At 66.1% G+C, this 15,735-nt stretch carries 19 protein-coding genes; 11 read left to right on the forward strand and 8 right to left on the reverse strand.

Annotated features, from left to right (window positions below; genetic code table 11):
• Positions 1–14 precede the first annotated feature (14 nt).
• Genes KJJ24_RS10235 through KJJ24_RS10250 form a run of 4 tightly spaced genes read left to right on the forward strand, consistent with a single transcriptional unit; the run spans position 15 to position 4,333 of the window.
• A complete protein-coding gene (locus KJJ24_RS10235) occupies positions 15–1,325 on the forward strand; it encodes an FIST N-terminal domain-containing protein (RefSeq protein ID WP_214338493.1) in 1,311 nt (436 codons plus the stop codon).
• A gap of 8 nt (positions 1,326–1,333) precedes the next feature.
• Positions 1,334–2,056 (forward strand): tRNA (guanosine(46)-N7)-methyltransferase TrmB, encoded by a 723-nt coding sequence (trmB, locus tag KJJ24_RS10240; RefSeq protein ID WP_214343555.1) that lies wholly within the window; start codon positions 1,334–1,336, stop codon positions 2,054–2,056.
• On the forward strand, positions 2,053–3,378 hold the full coding sequence (locus KJJ24_RS10245; RefSeq protein ID WP_214338494.1) for an IctB family putative bicarbonate transporter: 1,326 nt from the start codon (positions 2,053–2,055) through the stop codon (positions 3,376–3,378). Before trmB ends, KJJ24_RS10245 begins: the two co-directional genes overlap by 4 nt.
• Positions 3,371–4,333: an N-acetylglucosamine kinase gene (locus KJJ24_RS10250; protein ID WP_214338495.1), complete on the forward strand. Its 963-nt coding sequence runs from the start codon at positions 3,371–3,373 to the stop codon at positions 4,331–4,333. The genes KJJ24_RS10245 and KJJ24_RS10250 overlap by 8 nt, the downstream gene beginning before the upstream one ends.
• Here the strand turns inward: KJJ24_RS10250 and glmM are convergent.
• Together glmM and KJJ24_RS10260 are read right to left on the reverse strand one after the other, a co-directional pair.
• A complete protein-coding gene (gene glmM, locus KJJ24_RS10255) occupies positions 4,315–5,721 on the reverse strand; it encodes a phosphoglucosamine mutase (protein ID WP_214338496.1) in 1,407 nt (468 codons plus the stop codon). The two genes, KJJ24_RS10250 and glmM, sit on opposite strands and share 19 nt — an antisense overlap.
• A 53-nt stretch (positions 5,722–5,774) precedes the next feature.
• Positions 5,775–5,999, reverse strand: a complete 225-nt coding sequence (locus KJJ24_RS10260) for a hypothetical protein (protein WP_214338498.1) — start codon at positions 5,997–5,999, stop codon at positions 5,775–5,777.
• A 49-nt stretch (positions 6,000–6,048) separates the two neighbouring features.
• Between KJJ24_RS10260 and KJJ24_RS10265 the strand changes: the two genes are divergently transcribed.
• On the forward strand, positions 6,049–7,992 hold the full coding sequence (locus KJJ24_RS10265; RefSeq protein WP_214338500.1) for a lytic transglycosylase domain-containing protein: 1,944 nt from the start codon (positions 6,049–6,051) through the stop codon (positions 7,990–7,992).
• Here KJJ24_RS10265 and KJJ24_RS10270 read toward each other — a convergent pair.
• Together KJJ24_RS10270 and KJJ24_RS10275 are read right to left on the reverse strand one after the other, a co-directional pair.
• On the reverse strand, positions 7,989–8,495 hold the full coding sequence (locus KJJ24_RS10270; protein ID WP_214338502.1) for a hypothetical protein: 507 nt from the start codon (positions 8,493–8,495) through the stop codon (positions 7,989–7,991). The two genes, KJJ24_RS10265 and KJJ24_RS10270, sit on opposite strands and share 4 nt — an antisense overlap.
• A complete protein-coding gene (locus KJJ24_RS10275) occupies positions 8,492–8,908 on the reverse strand; it encodes an NIL domain-containing protein (protein ID WP_214338504.1) in 417 nt (138 codons plus the stop codon). Before KJJ24_RS10275 ends, KJJ24_RS10270 begins: the two co-directional genes overlap by 4 nt.
• 137 nt (positions 8,909–9,045) lie before the next feature.
• Between KJJ24_RS10275 and KJJ24_RS10280 the strand changes: the two genes are divergently transcribed.
• On the forward strand, positions 9,046–9,549 hold the full coding sequence (locus tag KJJ24_RS10280) for a thioredoxin domain-containing protein (RefSeq protein ID WP_214343557.1): 504 nt from the start codon (positions 9,046–9,048) through the stop codon (positions 9,547–9,549).
• Positions 9,550–9,587: 38 nt separating this feature from the next.
• Complete coding sequence (gene thyX / locus KJJ24_RS10285; protein WP_214338506.1) at positions 9,588–10,310, forward strand: FAD-dependent thymidylate synthase; 723 nt, start codon at positions 9,588–9,590, stop codon at positions 10,308–10,310.
• Positions 10,311–10,313: 3 nt separating this feature from the next.
• Here thyX and dcd read toward each other — a convergent pair whose 3' ends face one another.
• A complete protein-coding gene (gene dcd / locus KJJ24_RS10290; RefSeq protein ID WP_214338508.1) occupies positions 10,314–10,907 on the reverse strand; it encodes a dCTP deaminase in 594 nt (197 codons plus the stop codon).
• Positions 10,907–11,527, reverse strand: coding sequence for a cob(I)yrinic acid a,c-diamide adenosyltransferase (locus tag KJJ24_RS10295; RefSeq protein WP_214338510.1), 621 nt, complete (start codon positions 11,525–11,527; stop codon positions 10,907–10,909). Before KJJ24_RS10295 ends, dcd begins: the two co-directional genes overlap by 1 nt.
• A gap of 121 nt (positions 11,528–11,648) precedes the next feature.
• Here KJJ24_RS10295 and rph point away from each other — a divergent pair, with 121 nt between their 5' ends.
• The 4 genes from rph (at position 11,649) to KJJ24_RS10315 (ending at position 14,786) form a co-directional block, all read left to right on the forward strand.
• Complete coding sequence (rph, locus tag KJJ24_RS10300; protein WP_214338511.1) at positions 11,649–12,383, forward strand: ribonuclease PH; 735 nt, start codon at positions 11,649–11,651, stop codon at positions 12,381–12,383.
• A 64-nt stretch (positions 12,384–12,447) separates the two neighbouring features.
• Complete coding sequence (gene ntcA / locus KJJ24_RS10305) at positions 12,448–13,161, forward strand: global nitrogen regulator NtcA (RefSeq protein ID WP_214338513.1); 714 nt, start codon at positions 12,448–12,450, stop codon at positions 13,159–13,161.
• A gap of 39 nt (positions 13,162–13,200) precedes the next feature.
• Entirely contained in the window at positions 13,201–14,358 is a 1,158-nt protein-coding gene (locus KJJ24_RS10310) for a DUF3084 domain-containing protein (RefSeq protein WP_214338515.1), read from the forward strand.
• On the forward strand, positions 14,355–14,786 hold the full coding sequence (locus KJJ24_RS10315; RefSeq protein ID WP_214338517.1) for a resolvase: 432 nt from the start codon (positions 14,355–14,357) through the stop codon (positions 14,784–14,786). The genes KJJ24_RS10310 and KJJ24_RS10315 overlap by 4 nt, the downstream gene beginning before the upstream one ends.
• An 11-nt stretch (positions 14,787–14,797) precedes the next feature.
• On the opposite strand, the gene KJJ24_RS10320 is transcribed toward KJJ24_RS10315, so the two are convergent.
• Both KJJ24_RS10320 and pth read right to left on the reverse strand, forming a co-directional pair.
• Positions 14,798–15,055 carry a DUF3146 family protein gene (locus KJJ24_RS10320; protein ID WP_214338519.1) on the reverse strand — a complete coding sequence of 86 codons (258 nt, stop codon included), beginning with the start codon at positions 15,053–15,055 and terminating at the stop codon, positions 14,798–14,800.
• A gap of 11 nt (positions 15,056–15,066) precedes the next feature.
• Positions 15,067–15,717, reverse strand: coding sequence for an aminoacyl-tRNA hydrolase (gene pth / locus KJJ24_RS10325; RefSeq protein ID WP_214338521.1), 651 nt, complete (start codon positions 15,715–15,717; stop codon positions 15,067–15,069).
• Positions 15,718–15,735 lie beyond the last annotated feature (18 nt).

Raw genomic sequence — 15,735 nt, forward strand, 5'->3', positions numbered from 1 at the left:
AGTAGGGTCCAGCCATGGCTCGGATGTTCCCCCTCCCCCACTCGCTGCTGCGGCGTTGGCCAGGGCAACAGGCCCACTGCTTCACAGCCTTGAGCAACCAACCGGCCCTGGAGGCCGCTGTGGCTGACCTCAAGCAGCAACTGCGCGCAGCAGGCCAACGCGGACCGGCTGATCTGGCGCTGGTGTTCTGCTCCACCGCCTACGCGACCGACCTGCAGCGTCTGCTGCCGCTGTTGCGCGACGCCATCCCCAGCCACAACTGGATCGGCTGCGCCGGTGGCGGCGTCGTGGGCACCGATTCAGGCGGGCAACCGCATGAACTGGAACATCAGCCGGGGATCAGCGTCAGCCTGTTTGAACTGCCGGGCAGCGAACTGCAGTTATTCCATCTCGAGGCTGGAGGCCTGCCCGATCTCGATGGCCCCAGCCAGCAGTGGGTGGATTGGGTGGGCGCTCAACCGGAAGACGCGCACTCGATGCTGCTGTTCATCGACCCGGGTTGTCCAGCCATCAACGACCTGATCAGTGGCCTCGATTACGCCTACCCGCAGGCGGCCAAGGTGGGCGGCATCGCTGGCCAACACAACGCCAGTCACGGATCCCTGCTACTCAACGACCGCGTTGTGGAGGGAGCAGTGGGCTGCCTGATCAGCGGCGCCTGGCGCATCGAGCCTGTGGTGGCACAAGGCTGCCGACCCATTGGCCCGGTGTTCGAGGTGGAGAAAGCCGAGCGCAACGTGGTGCAGCGCCTCAGCGATGGGCACAACCAAGGCACCCCTGTGGCCTGCCTGCAAGCGATTCTCGAAGGCCTCAATCCCCAAGAGCGCGAGCTAGTGCGCCACTCGCTATTTCTGGGGGTGGCCAAGAGCAGCTTTCAGCTCAGCAGCAGCGACACCCCCGATGATTCCGCCTTTCTGGTCCGCAACCTGATCGGCGTGGATCCCCGCACCGGTTCGGTCGCCGTGGGCGAACGGCTGCGGGTAGGCCAGCGTGTGCAATTCCAGCTGCGCGATGCCAACGCCTCACGCCAGGAGCAACGCCAACTGCTCAGCCTGCAGCGCCGGCGCCAGCCCGAACCCTTGGCCGCCCTGCTGTTTGCTTGCCTGGGGCGGGGCGAAGGGCTCTACGGCCAACCCGATGGCGATGTGAACGCCTGCCGCGAACTCTTCGCACAGGTGCCTGTAGCCGGTGCCTTCTGCAATGGCGAGATCGGCCCGGTGGCTGGTGCAACCCACCTGCATGGCTACACCGCCAGCTGGGGCTTCCTTGTTCCCAACACGCCCCCGGCCGTCAGCGACATGCCGTCGGGTGCCACAGCCTCCTGAGCCGCATGGTGCGTCAGCACGTCAATCCCCTCAGCCGCTTCTTCCAGCTGCCCCTGGAGCTGCCGCCACCGGCTGAACTGTTCAGCACGCCGGCGCTACCGCTGCACCTCGACATCGGCTGCGCCCGCGGGCGCTTCCTGCTGGCCCTGGCCCAGCAGCAACCGGGGGTCAACCATCTGGGCGTAGAGATCCGGCGGCCGCTGGTGAGTGCCGCAGAGGCCGACCGGCAAGCTCTGGGCCTGAGCAACCTCCATTACCTGTTTTGCAACGCCAATGTGAGCCTTGAGGCCTGGCTGGAGGCACTGACGAAGGAGCAGCTGGAGCTGGTCTCGATCCAGTTTCCCGATCCCTGGTTCAAAAAGAAACACCACAAGCGACGCGTGCTTCAGCCGGCGCTGCTGCTGGCCATTGCCACCGCCCTGAAACCCGGCAAGCGGCTGTTCTTGCAAAGCGATGTGCCAGCCGTGATCGAACCGATGGTGGCTCTCACCGAAGCGAGCGGCTGTTTCACCCGGCCCTCCGCTGATCCACGCCCCTGGCGGGCCGACAATCCCCTACCGGTACCCACCGAACGGGAAACCTATGTGATCAGCCAGGGGCTGCCGGTGTATCGGGTGCTCTACGAGCGCAACGAAGAGCCGCGTCCGGAGCTGCAGCTGCTGGAGCAATGGATGGAAGCCGCCGACAAACAGACCGATAATCCGCTCGACCCTGAAGCCCCCATGGCATGAGCCTGGCCCCGGTGCCGTCCACCACTCCCTGGCTGCTGCGCTGGCAAGGGCTGCTGACCAGAGCCGCCAACGGACCCATCAGCTCGCGCCTGAGCCTGATCGCCGGGATTGTGCTCTGTGCCCTGATGGCCGGCCTGCCGCTGGTAACGCGGGGGGGATTGAGCTTGTTGATCCTGGCCGCCGGACTGCTCTGGCTGCTGTGGGCTCTATGCACCCCGGCTGGGCGCATTGGCACGATCAGTGGCTGGCTGCTGCTGATGCTTGGCATCGCAGTGCTGGCCACGGGCTTTTCGCCGGTGCCGATGGCGGCCTTCAAGGGGCTGCTGAAGCTGCTCAGCTATCTGAGCGTGTACGCCCTGATGCGCCAGCTGCTGGCTGCAGCACCTCCTTGGTGGGATCGGATCGTGGCAGCGCTGCTCGCTGGAGAGCTGGTGAGTGCGGTGCTGGCGATCCGTCAGCTTTATGGGGATACCACTGAGCTAGCCCGCTGGGCCGATCCCAACTCCGTGGCGGATGGCACGATCCGTGTCTACGGCCCCCTGGAGAACCCCAACCTGCTGGCGGGTTATCTCATTCCGATCCTGCCCATCGCTCTGGTGGCATTGCTCCGTTGGCGCAGCTGGCCCCAGCGCCTTTTCGCTGCAACAGCGCTGCTGAGCGGCAGCGCAGCCCTCTTTTTCAGCTACAGCCGCGGTGGCTGGCTAGGCATGCTGGCCGCCCTGGGAGCGGTCGCTCTGATGCTGGTGCTGCGGCAGACCCGCCACTGGCCAACGCTTTGGCGACGGCTCTTTCCCCTGCTGCTGGTCAGCGCCGCCGTGGCCGTACTGGTAGTCGCCGTGACCCAAATCGAACCACTGCGCATCCGTGTGATGAGCCTGCTGGCCGGCCGCCAGGACAGCTCCAACAACTTCCGCATCAATGTGTGGCTGGCGGCGATCGACATGATCCAGGCCAGGCCCTGGCTGGGGATCGGCCCCGGCAACACCGCCTTCAACCTGATTTATCCGCTGTTTCAGCAGCCCAAGTTCAATGCCCTCAGCGCTTACTCGGTGCCGCTGGAGCTACTGGTGGAAGGGGGCATTCCCAATCTGCTGGCCGGGCTGGGCCTGCTAGCGGCCTGCATCCGGGCAGGCTGGGCCCAGTTGAAGGGGGAATCAGCCTGGGCGTTACCCGCCATTGCCGCACTGGCCGCCATCGCCGGGTTGTGCGTTCAGGGCGTAACCGACACGATTTTCTTCCGGCCTGAGGTGCAGCTCACCGGCTGGTTTTGCCTGGCCACCTTGAGCGTGAGCCGCAGCGCACAGACCAGCAGCGATGCCTGACACGGAGCACCGGCTGATCGCCGGTTTCGATGCTGGCCAAACCCACACCACCTGCCGGCTAGCCACGCTGCAACCCGATGGCTCCTGGCAAGTGCTCAGTGAAGGCCAGGGCACGGGCGTCTCACACCTCGCGGCCGAGGGTGGAGCCCCACGTTTTGAAGCTGCACTGGGCAGCAGCCTCAGGTGGGCGCTGGATGCAGCAGGTCTACCGGCCAACGCCACCCTTTACGCCACCGGCATCGGGGCCAGCGGCATCGAATCGGGCAGCACCGTGCAGGAGCAAGGCACCCACCTGGCTTCGGCGTGTCTAGGTCTGGCTCAGCAGCGAGTGGTGGTGGTGGGGGATGAGTGCACCGCACTTGCGGGAGCGTTCAACGGCGGCGCGGGGATCTTGGTGATCAGTGGCACCGGCTGCATCGCCCTCGGCAGTGATGGCCAGGGGCACAGCCACCGCTGCGGCGGGTGGGGCTGGCTCTTGGATGGGGCTGGATCCGCCATGGACATTGGCCGCGATGGCCTGGCCCTGAGCGTGCAGATGGCCGATGGGCGCCTGCCGGAAACGGCCCTGCGCCAAGAGCTCTGGCAGGCCCTGGGGGCTAGCAGCGCCCAGGCGGTGAAAGCCGCCGTGGTGGCCCCACACTTCGCTGCGGCAGGGTTCGCCCGACTGGCCCCTGTGATGCATCAACTAGCCCTCGGCGGCGACCCCCACGCCCAAGCGGTGATCCAACGCTCGGCGGAGGCACTGGCAGCGATGGTGCACACCATTGCCGAGCGCTTGAAGCTGCCTGAGCCTGCCGTGTGCGGAGTGGGGGGAGCCCTGCATCACCTCAGCGTCCTGCGGCAGGGATTCAGCAGAGAGCTGAAGCGGCGGCTGCCGCAGGCCGAGCTGCAACCACCAGGGGGCGATGCCTGCAGCGGCGCTCTCCGCTTAGCCGCTCAGGCAGCGTTGAGGTAGCGGTCAGCCAGCGCGGCTAGCTGCTGGCTCCAGTGATCCACGTCGCTCTGCTCAGCCGCCTCCACCATCACCCGCAGCAGCGGTTCGGTGCCGCTGGCCCGCACCAGCACCCGGCCGCAGCCCTGCATCGCCGTTTCCGCCTGGTGCACAGCCTCTTGCAGGGGCTCACAGCTCTGCCAGCCCGTGCGGCGCCCCTGATCGGGCACGGTTACATTCACCAATTTTTGCGGATAGGGCTGGAAGCTGCCGTCCATCCAATCGGTCAGGGATCCACCCTGGGCCTCGATCAACGTGGCCACCTGCAGGGCGGTGAGCAGGCCGTCGCCGCTCATGCCATGCCGGGCCGAAAGGATATGGCCGGATTGCTCGCCCCCGAGGGCCGCCCCCAGCTCCTCCATAGCGGCATAGACATATTGATCGCCCACCGCGGTGCGCTCCAGCACGCCACCAGAGGCCTGCCAAGCGCGCTCGAAACCCAGGTTGCTCATCACCGTGGCCACGATGCGATTGCCCGGTAAGGCGCTCTCGGCCATCAGCGCCTGGCCCCAGAGATACAAGATCTGATCGCCATCCACGATCCGGCCGCGGCCATCCACCGCCAGCATCCGGTCGGCATCGCCATCAAAGGCAAAGCCCATCGCCGCTCCCTGCGCGATCACGGCCTGCTGCAGCGGCTCCAAGTGGGTACTGCCGCAGCCCTGATTGATGCGGTTGCCATCGGGAGCGCCGTGCAACACGGTGAGGTCAGCCCCCAACGCCCTGAACAGCGCCTCCCCGCAGCTGCTGGCAGACCCCCAGCAGAGATCCAGCACAATCCGGCAACCATCCAGACGCGCAGCGCCCACGCTCTCCAACAAACGCTGCTGGTAGTCCTGCATCAGGTCGGGGCGCTGCTGCAAGCGGCCGCTTCCGCAAAACCCCTTGTGATCCTGGCCGACTCCATGCAAACCGGCCTCAATCGCAGCCTGTTGCTGCTTGCCGAGTTTGGCGCCGCAGGCGCCAAACACCTTGATGCCGTTGTCGTGTGGGGGGTTGTGGCTGGCGCTCACCATCAGGCCGCCGCTGCCACCGAGCTGGCGGATCGCCCCGGGCACAGCGGGCGTGGGGCACAAGCCGAGATCCAGCACCTCGCGCCCCGCCGCCGTGAGCCCGGCCGCCAGGGCCGCCACCAACATCGGCCCGCTGCTGCGGGAATCACTCCCGAGCAAAATCGGGCCACCCTGTGGCAGCACCTGCCCACACCAGTAGCCCAATTGCAGGGCCAGAGCAGGCGTGATCTGGCTGCCCACCCGGCCGCGGATGCCATCGGTGCCGAAGGCTGCAGTGCCCTGGGGCAACGGCGCACCCAATGGAGAGGCAGCCAAGGAGAACGCAGCCGGCTCGGCCATTACAACAATGCACCTATGGCGGCCTGCAGGGTAGGCCGCGGCCTCAAGCCCGCTCAGCGCCAGCGCCGCGGCCACCAGGCCCAAACCAGCAGCTCGATCACCGCCCAGAGCAACACAGCACCCATCACCCAACCCGGCAGCAATCGCAGCGGCCAGAACGCCCGAAACAGCATCAACAGGCCCGCCAAAGCCCACACCTGCAGCAGCCGGCGCCGCTGACGCCACCCCGGCAGCAACGTGAGGCTCGGCGGAAGCGATGGCAAACGCAGCCGGCCCATGGCTCGAGGTTGAGATCTCCTCAAGAATGCCAACACTCGTTTCACCCCGTTGCCCCAGCTGCGCCCCGCCGCCACCCTGCTGATCGGCGCCACCTGCCTGGGCAGCGGCATCGCCTTGGCCGCTGCCCGCCAGGCCTTGGTGCAGCTGGCTCCACCGCTCACTCCCAACAGCACCACCGCCCAGCTGGAGGCAGCCCGCTTCCGCGGCATCAATCCGCAACGGCGCCGCGAGGCCGCTTTGCTGCTCAGCGCCCAACCCCAACGCAGCGAGCAGGAACGCAAGCGCCTGCTGCTGGGCCAGGGCTGGGGTCACTCCCCCCTGGCTGCCGTGGTGCTCAAGCAATCGGGCCGGTGGCAGGCGCTGCTGCGCCGCTTCCCGCAGGAGCCCGCCAGCGCTGATGCCCTCTACGCCCTGGGCCGCCGCAACGAGCTGCTGCAGCGCTTCCCGGCCCACCCAGCCGCGCTAGCAGCGGCGCTGGAAGCTGGCGACGGCCTGCACCTGGCCCGCTGGGGGGCCCGCTGGCCTGGGGCAGAACCGCTGCTGCTCCAGGCCTGCGAAGCAGCGCAAACCACGGTCAAGCCGCACGAACGCCACTGGCTGGCCGCTGGCTTGCTGCAGCTGGGCCAGCTGGAGGCGGCGCGCCGCTGCCTTGGAGAGCCGCCGTGGCCGCCGGAGCTCACCCTGAACCTGAGCCGAAGCCTGCTGCGCGGGGATGCTGCCGAGCGGGCCGAAGGCCAGCTGTTGCTCCTGCGGATGGCCCAGCGACAGCCCAACAACACGTTTAGCCAGGAGGCCGCAGCTCTGCTGGCTGAAGACCCAGGCGAGGTAGCGCTCACCCTGCTGGATCAATTGCCCGAGAACCTCAACAGCAGCGCAGCGGTGCAGGCGCGGTTGGCGCTGGAGGGGCTCATCCCCTGGCAACCGGTGCTGCAGCGCTGGCCTAAGGAGCCCTCCAGCTGGGAGCTGCAATGGGAGCTGGCCCGCCAAGCACTGCTGCAGCGGCGCTGGGTGCAGGCCAGCACGATCCTCACGGCCATCAACAGCCAGGAGCTGCCGGCGCCCCTGGCTGCGCGGCAGTTGTTCTGGCAGGGCTACAGCGCCCAGCAGCAGGGCCAGCGCCAGCAGGCCGAACGCCTGTGGCAAGCCGTGCTGCAGGCCCAGCCGATGGGGTACTACAGCTGGCGGGCGATGGTGCGGCTGGGCCGGGTGCTGCCGCCCACCAACGCCAGCCAACCAACAGGAGGGAAGGAGTTGCTCTGGCGCCCCTTGGCCAGCGGCAACCAACGCCTCGACGACCTCTGGCGCACGGGCCAGGCGCTTGAGGCCTGGGAAAGCTGGCGCAACCTGCGGGGGGGTGCAGCGCCAAAAGACGCGCAGCAACGGCTGCTCGAAGGTCGCCTGCGGACCGGCATCGGTGATGACTGGACAGGGCTGGGCCAGCTGGAGTTCGCCAATCTGCGCCTGCCACAGCCTGGCTGCCGGCAGCAGTGGCTGCGGGAGACCGATCAGCACCCGCGCCGCTTCCAAAGCGAGCTGGGGGAAGCAGCCCAGCACGAAGGGGTGGATCTCGAGCTGCTCTGGGGTGTAGCACGGCAGGAATCGCGCTTCAGCCCAGGGGTGGCCTCCCCGGTGGGCGCCATCGGCCTGCTGCAGCTGATGCCCGACACCGCCGCCGAACTGGCCAGGCGCGAGCTCAGCACCCAGGAGCTGCAAAACCCTGCGCTGAATGCTCAGCTGGGCGCGCGCTATCTGCGCCAACTGCTGGAGCGCTGGCAGAGCCAACCCTTTCTGAGTGCGGCCAGCTACAACGCTGGGCCAGGCGCCGTGGCCAGCTGGTTGAATTCAGCCTTACCAGACCCGCAGCGGGAGCCGGAACTGTGGACCGAAGCCATCCCTTACCCGGAAACACGCCTCTACGTGAAAAAGGTGCTCGGCAACCGCTGGAGTTATCAGCTGCTGCAGCACGATCCGGCTCTGATCTGCGGCCGTTAGGCCGCCACCGCTACGACGCGCTCATGCAGCAGGTAGCCAAGGCCAATGCCCAAGAGCACCCAGCTGCTCAGCCCAGCGGCCCCCACAAGCGGCGCAGGAGCGATGCGCAGGCGGCTGAGATCAAGGCGGGCCAACAGCACGGCTGAAGCCAGCACCAAGACCTCCGCCAGCACCGCCAGGTGCAACAAATACAGACCACCGGTGATCACGATCAGCAGGGTCACCACCAGGGTGAGGGCCTTGCTCGCAGCCATCAACTGCGAGAGCTCGCGTAGCAACAGATCGGGCATCGCACACACCACCACCACCACAAGGGCTTGCAGACACTGCAGAGGCCAGAACAGGGGGCCGGCCAGCTCCAGCTGTAAGGGCGTTTCGGCGCGACTGAGCAGCAGAGGGGCCACCTCCGCCCAATGCAGCCCCATGTAGCCACTCACCAGCAGCAGCACCAGCAGCATCGGTGCCCGCACAGGCAGGAACAGCAGACCAAACACAGCTTTCACGGGGATGGCTCCAGCACCAGGGCGATGGCCTCGAACGGACAGGTGGGAATGCATTGTTCACACACCAGGCAGCGTTGCGCGTCGAACTGCAGCTGCCAAGAGGGTGCGGCGGAACTCAGAGCCCCGCTGGGGCACACGCTGGTGCAGATGCCGCAATCCACGCACCGATCACGATCCACCCGGATCTGGCCAGAGGCGCGGTTGAGACCGAGGCCTTGGGCTTCAAGCCACTGCTCAGCAGCGACGAGATCGTCGATATCGCCAGAGAGCTCCACCACCATGGTGCCGCTCTGGTTGGGAGCGATCTGGGCGCGCAGGATCTTGGCAGCGATATCGAACTCCACGGCCAGCCGGTAGGCGATCGGCTGATGCACCGCTTCGCGGGGGAAGTGGAGGGTGATGCGGCGCTTCACGCTGGCTAGCCCACCAGGGTTACAGGCTAACCAGCCTCGAAAAACTGGCAGATTGAGGGCTCCGCGATCCTGGTTTCGGCGTGAGCGCACCCAGCACCAACTCCACAGGCCAGCCGTTGCTTGGCCGCCGCGGCCGCATGCTGCTGGCGGCTCTTGGCGCCGTGCTGGCCTTGGCCCTGTTTGCCCTGCGCGGCGGTCTTCAGCCCGCCGCACCACTGGAGAAACTGGCGCGCCAATCGCTGGATCTCTCGGTGGCCCTTGGCGATGGGCGACCCACCTTGGTGGAGTTTTATGCCGATTGGTGCGAGGCCTGTCAGGCCATGGCTCCAGCGATGGAGACGATCGAGCAGCAACACCATGGCGAGATCGACGTGGTGTTGCTCAACGTGGACAACCCGCGCTGGCAACCCGAAATCGATCGCTACGACGTGAACGGTATCCCGCAGCTGGAGCTGTTCAACGCCTCCGGTGATGCCATCGGTCGGGCCCTTGGCGCCCGCAACAAACCGGAGCTCGAAGCCCTCACCACCGCGTTGATCGCCAACGCGCCCCTGCCGCAACTGGCGGGCCTCGCCAACCAGAGCAGCCTGCAACCCACCCTGGCCGCCACGCCGGTGGCCGGCCCGCGCAGCCACAGCTAAATCCGCATCTACCCTTCAGCCATCCGGCGCCTTACCCCATGAACCGCTTCCGGGTTGAGCTGATCGCCGCCACCCCCAACCCCCAGCAGTGCATCTACGCCGCGATGCACCAGGACTACAGCGAGGGGTTCGTCGCCGCCGATCGCGCTGAGTGGCCCGAGGAAACAAAGGCCGGTGAAATCTGCGTGAAGCGCCTGCTATCCGGCGAGCGAGGCCATTACGGCCCCTTGGAACACGCCCAGATTGTGCTCAACGTGGGCTGGTTTCCCCATTCGGTGATGCAGCAGGCCCGCACCCACCGGGTGGGGGTGAGCTTTGATGTGCAATCGATGCGCTACACGGGCGATCGCATTTGCCGGGCCGCCAATGGCGAACTCGACCTCGAAGAGGTGTTCTATCTGCGTCCCGAAGGTCACTACAGCGATCGCCAAGGCAAGAAATACGCCTACACCGCCGAAGAGCGCAGCAAGGATCTTGAGCTCTGCAAGCTCGCTGCCGAGCGCTACCGCGACATGCTCGCTGCCGGCTTCGCCGAGGAGCACGCCCGCGGCATCCTCCCCTTCGACTACCGCCAGCACTTCGTGGTGAGCTTCTCGCTACGGGCCTTCCTGCACTTCATGGACCTGAGAGCCAAACTCGATGCCCAGGAGGAAATCCGGGTGCTGTGCGACCTGATGTGGCCCCACATGCAGGCATGGGCTCCAGAAATCGCCGGCTGGTACGAGAAGAGCCGGCTGCACAAAGCGCGCCTGGCCCCTTAACGCTTAGACCTTCGCGAGCGTGACCCGCTCAGGTTGGTGCTGGTATTTCCCAGCGCGATCTTGATAGGTGGTTTCACAGGGATCACCTTCAAAGAACAACAACTGGCAAATGCCCTCATTGGCATAGATACGACAATCTGCTCCCGAGGAGTTGCTGAACTCCAAAGTGAGATGCCCTTCCCAACTAGCCTCAGCGGGGGTGGTATTCACGATGATGCCTAGGCGGGCGTAGGTGCTCTTGCCCAGGCAAATCACGGTGATATTGGGCGGCACCTTCATCTTCTCTAGGGCCACACCAAGGCCATAGGAATGCGCAGGCAAGATGAAGTAGTCGCCGTCGTCGTCACGGCGCAAGGGAGCGGGCTCCAAGTTGGCAGGGTTGAACCGCTTGGGGTTCATCACCGTGCCCGGCACATGCTTGAAGATCAGGAATTCCTGGGGCGACAGGCGCAGGTCATAGCCATACGACGAGCAACCGAAGCTGAGCACCGGCTGGGCCCCGTTATCGGGATCGAGGTGGCGCACCAGCTTGGGCTGGAAGGGCGCGAGCATGCCAGCGGCAGCCTGCTCATTGATCCAGCGGTCGTTCTTGAGCATCAGAAACCTCGGCGCAGCTGGGTGACCTGATCCGCCATCGCCAGCAGGGCGCTCGGTATGGACGGCCCCGTCAGGATCACATCCAGGTGGGAGGGTCGCTGCTCCAACGCGGCCACTACTTCAGCTTCCTCAAGGAAACCCAGCTCAACCGCCAACCCGAGCTCATCGAGCACCAGCTGATCAAGCTGCCCGGCCAGCATCTGCTCACGGGTGAAGCTCCACACCTCCAGCACTGCCTCGCGTTCAGCGCGACCCACCTCATCCATCGCCGCAGGCTGCGCTAGGCAACTCGCCACCGCAGGGCGCAGCCACTGCAGCCGGCCGCACAACCACACACTGCGCTCCAGCCCTTGCTCCACCCCACCTTTCAGAAACTGGCTGATCAGCACGCGGCTGCCCAAGCCAGCACTGCGAAGAGCCTGGCTGAACACCCCACTGAAGCTGCCGCGGAAGGGAGCGGTGTGAACCTGCAGCAGCCCCTCCTGCTGGGCCACGAGGCGCAGGCTGCGCCCAGCCGCCGGCGGCGCCGCGCTGAAGGCGCGCGCCGCACCCCCGCGGTGGCCGGGGCGGGATGGGCCTCCGGAGCCACCGCTGGGAAGAGCTGCAATGCTCGCCGTCATCTCCGCTGGCCGCCGCGCTGAAACCTGAATGTAGCGGCGTCAGACCACAGGGCAAGCATTCACCACTACCTGTAGTGCAAACACCCGTACCATCGGAGCGCCGCTCACCTTGCTGCCGTTCATGTCCGCCGCCCCCTCCCGCAGCGATGGCCGCAGCCCTAGCGAACTGAGGCCCACCCGTTTCAGTTGGGACCCGATGGGATTTGCCCTGAGCTCGGTGACCGTGCACACCGGCCGCACCGCCGTGATCTGCAGCGTGTGCCTCGAGGAGAGCGTGCCCAAATGGCGGCAGGGCTCGGGCAAGGGCTGGCTCAGCGCCGACTACCGCCTATTGCCCGCCAGCACCCCCAGCCGCCAGCCCCGAGAGCTGATGAAACTCTCCGGCCGCACCCAAGAGATCCAGCGGCTGATCGCCCGAAGCCTCAGAGCCTGCTTGGACCTTGAGGCCCTGGGGGAGCGCAGCCTCCACATCGACTGCGACGTGCTGCAGGCCGATGCCGGCACCCGCACCGCTTCGATTACCGGCGCCTGGGCCGCCCTGGCCTTGGGCCTGCGGCGCCTAGAGGCCAGAGGCGTACTGGAGCGATCCCCACTCCTGGAGCAAGTGGCGGCTGTGTCGGTGGGGCTGGTGGATGGGAGCGGTCTGCTCGATCTCGACTACAGCGAAGACAGCCGCGCCGCCGTGGATCTCAACGTCGTGATGAACAGCCAGGGCCAGCTGCTGGAAGTGCAGGGCACCGCTGAAGGCGCACCGTTTTCACGCCAACAGCTCAACGGGTTGCTGGATCTCGCCGAAAGCGGACTGCTGCAACTTCGGCACAGCCAGCAGCAGGCGCTCGAGCAAGCACCGAATTAGTGTCAACCACTACAAGAGCCCGTCAGGGTGATCCGTAGGGTCCGGCACACATTGCCCCGCCGTTATGGTCGGCGCCCAACCAGGCTTCAGCCGCTACTCCCCCAGCCCCACGACTGGCGCCACCCCGGCCGCCAATACAACGCTGCTGGATGTGATCCGCGGTCTCAACGGCAGCACCACGGAAACGGTGGAGCGCGGCAAAACGATTTTCTTCCCGGGCGATCCAGCCGAGAAGGTCTACCTGCTGCGTCGCGGTGCTGTGCGCCTGTCGCGGGTGTACGAATCCGGTGAAGAGATCACCGTGGCCCTGCTGCGTGAAAACAGCCTGTTCGGCGTGCTCTCGCTGCTCACCGGCCAACGCTCCGACCGCTTCTATCACGCGGTTGCTTTCACGCGGGTGGAGATGGTCACCGCTCCCGCCACCTCAGTGCGCAAAGCCATCGAAATCGACGCCAGCGTGGGGCTGCTGATGCTGCAGGGCCTCTCCTCGCGCATCTTGCAGACCGAAACCATGATCGAAACCCTCACCCACCGCGATATGTCGTCGCGGCTGGTGAGCTTCCTGCTGGTGCTCTGCCGTGATTTTGGCGTGCCCACCAGCGAGGGGATCACCATCGATCTGCGCCTCTCCCACCAGGCCATTGCCGAAGCGATCGGCTCCACCCGCGTGACCATCACGCGCCTGCTCGGCGATCTACGCAATGCCGGGCTGGTGCAGATCGACCGCAAGAAGATCACCGTGTTTGATCCGCTGGCGTTGGCTAAGCGGTTCAGCTGAACGCTTCCAGCCGATACTGAATCGTCGTCGCGAAAGCGTGTGTCGGGCTGGCTGCTGATCCTGGCGTTGCTGCTGCTGGGTGGGGTGCTCTCCACCCTCGGCGATCGGCTTGGCTCGAAGGTGGGCAAAGCTCGCCTGAGCCTGCTGGGTATGCGACCCCGCCGCACCGCTGTGGTGATCACGGTGCTTACCGGCAGCCTGATCAGTGCCATCTCCCTCGGACTGATGCTGCTAGTGAGCGACAGGCTGCGCACCGGTTTGTTCGAGCTCGATCAGTTGGAGAGGCGCTTGCGTGATGGACGCGAAGACCTCGAACGCAGCCAGCGGGAACTCAGCGCAGCCGAACAGGACCGAGCACTGGCCCGCACACAGTTGGCCATGGTTGAAGACCAGGCCCAGGCGCTGCGCAAGGAGCTCGCCCCACTGCAGGCGCAACGCCGCCAACTGGAGCTGGAACGCGATCGGCTGACCCAGGAGATCGGCACCAAGGATGCCGACATCCGCCGCAACCGCGATGAGCTGGCGCGGCTCAACAGCCGCATCAACGCCGGCGCCAGGGAACTGCAGCAGCTGGAAACCAATTTGATCGCCCTGCGCCGTGGCGATGTGGTGATCAGCAGCGGGCAGCCATTAGAGATCGCCAAGGTGCGGATCGAGCAGCCCTCGCAAGCCAAACCGGTGATCGAAGCGCTGCTGCGCCAAACCAACATCAACGTGTATCAGCGGGTGCTGCCGGGCCAAGTTCCCAACCGCCAGATCCTGCTGGTGCCCCGCAGTGACATCACCAAGCTCGAAGGCATCCTCAGCAAGCCGGGTGACTGGGTGGTGAGCGTGATCTCTGCCGCCAACGTGCTCAAGGGTGAACGACAGGTGGTGGCCTTCCCCGACGTGCGACGCAATAAGCGGGTGGTGCAGGCGGGCGAGCAACTGGCCAGCACCGTGCTCGAAGGCGATGAGCGCAGCCCCGAACAGGTGCGCAGCCTGCTCAATCTGCTGCTCGCCGCTGCTTACAACACGGTGAAGCGCAACGGCAGCCTGGCCAGCGGGCTGCAATTCGATGCCGCCAGCGTGAGTCAACTCACCGCAGAGCTGACCAATCGTCCCTCCGGCCAGGTGGTGCAACTGCAGGCGATCTCGCGCCGCAACAGCGATCTGGTGGACCCGGTGGCTGTGGAGATTCGAGCAGTGAATCGTTGAGTCGCCTAGCCGCCATCGACCCGGGCCGCAGCAAATGCGGCCTGGTGCTCGCGGATCCGGAGGCATCGCGGGTGCTCGCTGCCGGCGTTCTTCCTCCGTTGCGCTGCCGCGAGCTACTGCTGCAGTGGTGCAACCAGCACCCCTTCGCCAAGGTGCTGCTCGGCGATGGCACCGGCAGCCAGCCCTGGTTGCCATGGCTGGCTGAGCAGCAGCTCTCAACGCTGCTCGTGCCGGAAGCCGGCACCACACTGGCGGCACGGGAGCGCTATTGGCAGTTGGAGCGCCCACGCGGCTGGCGGTGCCTGCTACCCCGAGGCCTGCGCCTACCTCCCCGCGATGTGGACGACGTGGTGGCCCAGATCCTGTTGGAGCGCCACTTGGACAGGCTGCTGACGCGGACAAGCGATCTGAAACTGCTGGTGCGCTGAAGCAGGAACTTTCAGAACTTGGCTCGCACGGTAAAGACGTAATCGCCGCCAGGCTCCAGTTGATAGTCGGCCTTGAGCAAAAACCGCAGCAGCGCGTCGTGGATCAAGGCACGACCGAGCGACGGTTCCACCTGGAGCTCCCCGCGATCAAAAAACCAGCTGAAGGTCCACTGAAAGCCACCGGCACTGACCTCGCCCTCCAGACGCCGCTGGCTGAAGCTCTGCTGCAGCACCCGCAGCTGAGCAGTCGTGGCGGGTAGGCGACTCAAGGCAGAGCTCCTCAGCAGCTAGAGGGCTCTGCCAGCTTGGCTGCCGCAGGCGCCACAAACCCGTTCAATCGGTTACCAGCGCGCTCAAAACCGAGCCGCTGAATCAGATCAATGCCGGCCAGCACCTCCTCGAGCACCTGATCCAGCACCGGCTGTTCAGCCGGGGCAAAGCGGCCGAGCACATGGCCCACCGTGCGTTGCTTCCGCTCCACCGGATTCAGGGCCGGAGCACCGATGCCGATGCGCAGCCGCGGAAACTCTTGACCGCCTAGATGGGAGATCGTGCTGCGCAGCCCGTTGTGGCCTCCCGCCCCGCCGGAGCAGCGGAGCCTCAGCCGGCCCAGCGGCAAGTCCATGTCGTCAACGAGCACGAGCATCCGCTCAGGCTCAAGGCCAAACCAGTCGAGGGCGGCACGGATTGAGCGGCCGCTGTCGTTCATGTAGGTCTGCGGCATCAGCAAACGCAGCCGCCGTGTCCCAACGCCAACCTCAGCCAGCAGACCATGCAGCTTGCTCTGCTGCTTGAAGCCGGTGCCAGCCTGAGCAGCCAGGCGTTCGAGGGCCATGAAGCCAACGTTATGGCGTGTGTCGGCGTACTTCTCGCCGGGATTACCGAGCCCCACAAGCAACTGCAAGGGAGCAAGGCCTTGATCAGCAGCCATGGGAAGCAATCGGGTCGA

It is taken from the genome of Synechococcus sp. LA31 (genome assembly GCF_018502385.1).
Lineage (GTDB): Bacteria > Cyanobacteriota > Cyanobacteriia > PCC-6307 > Cyanobiaceae > Vulcanococcus.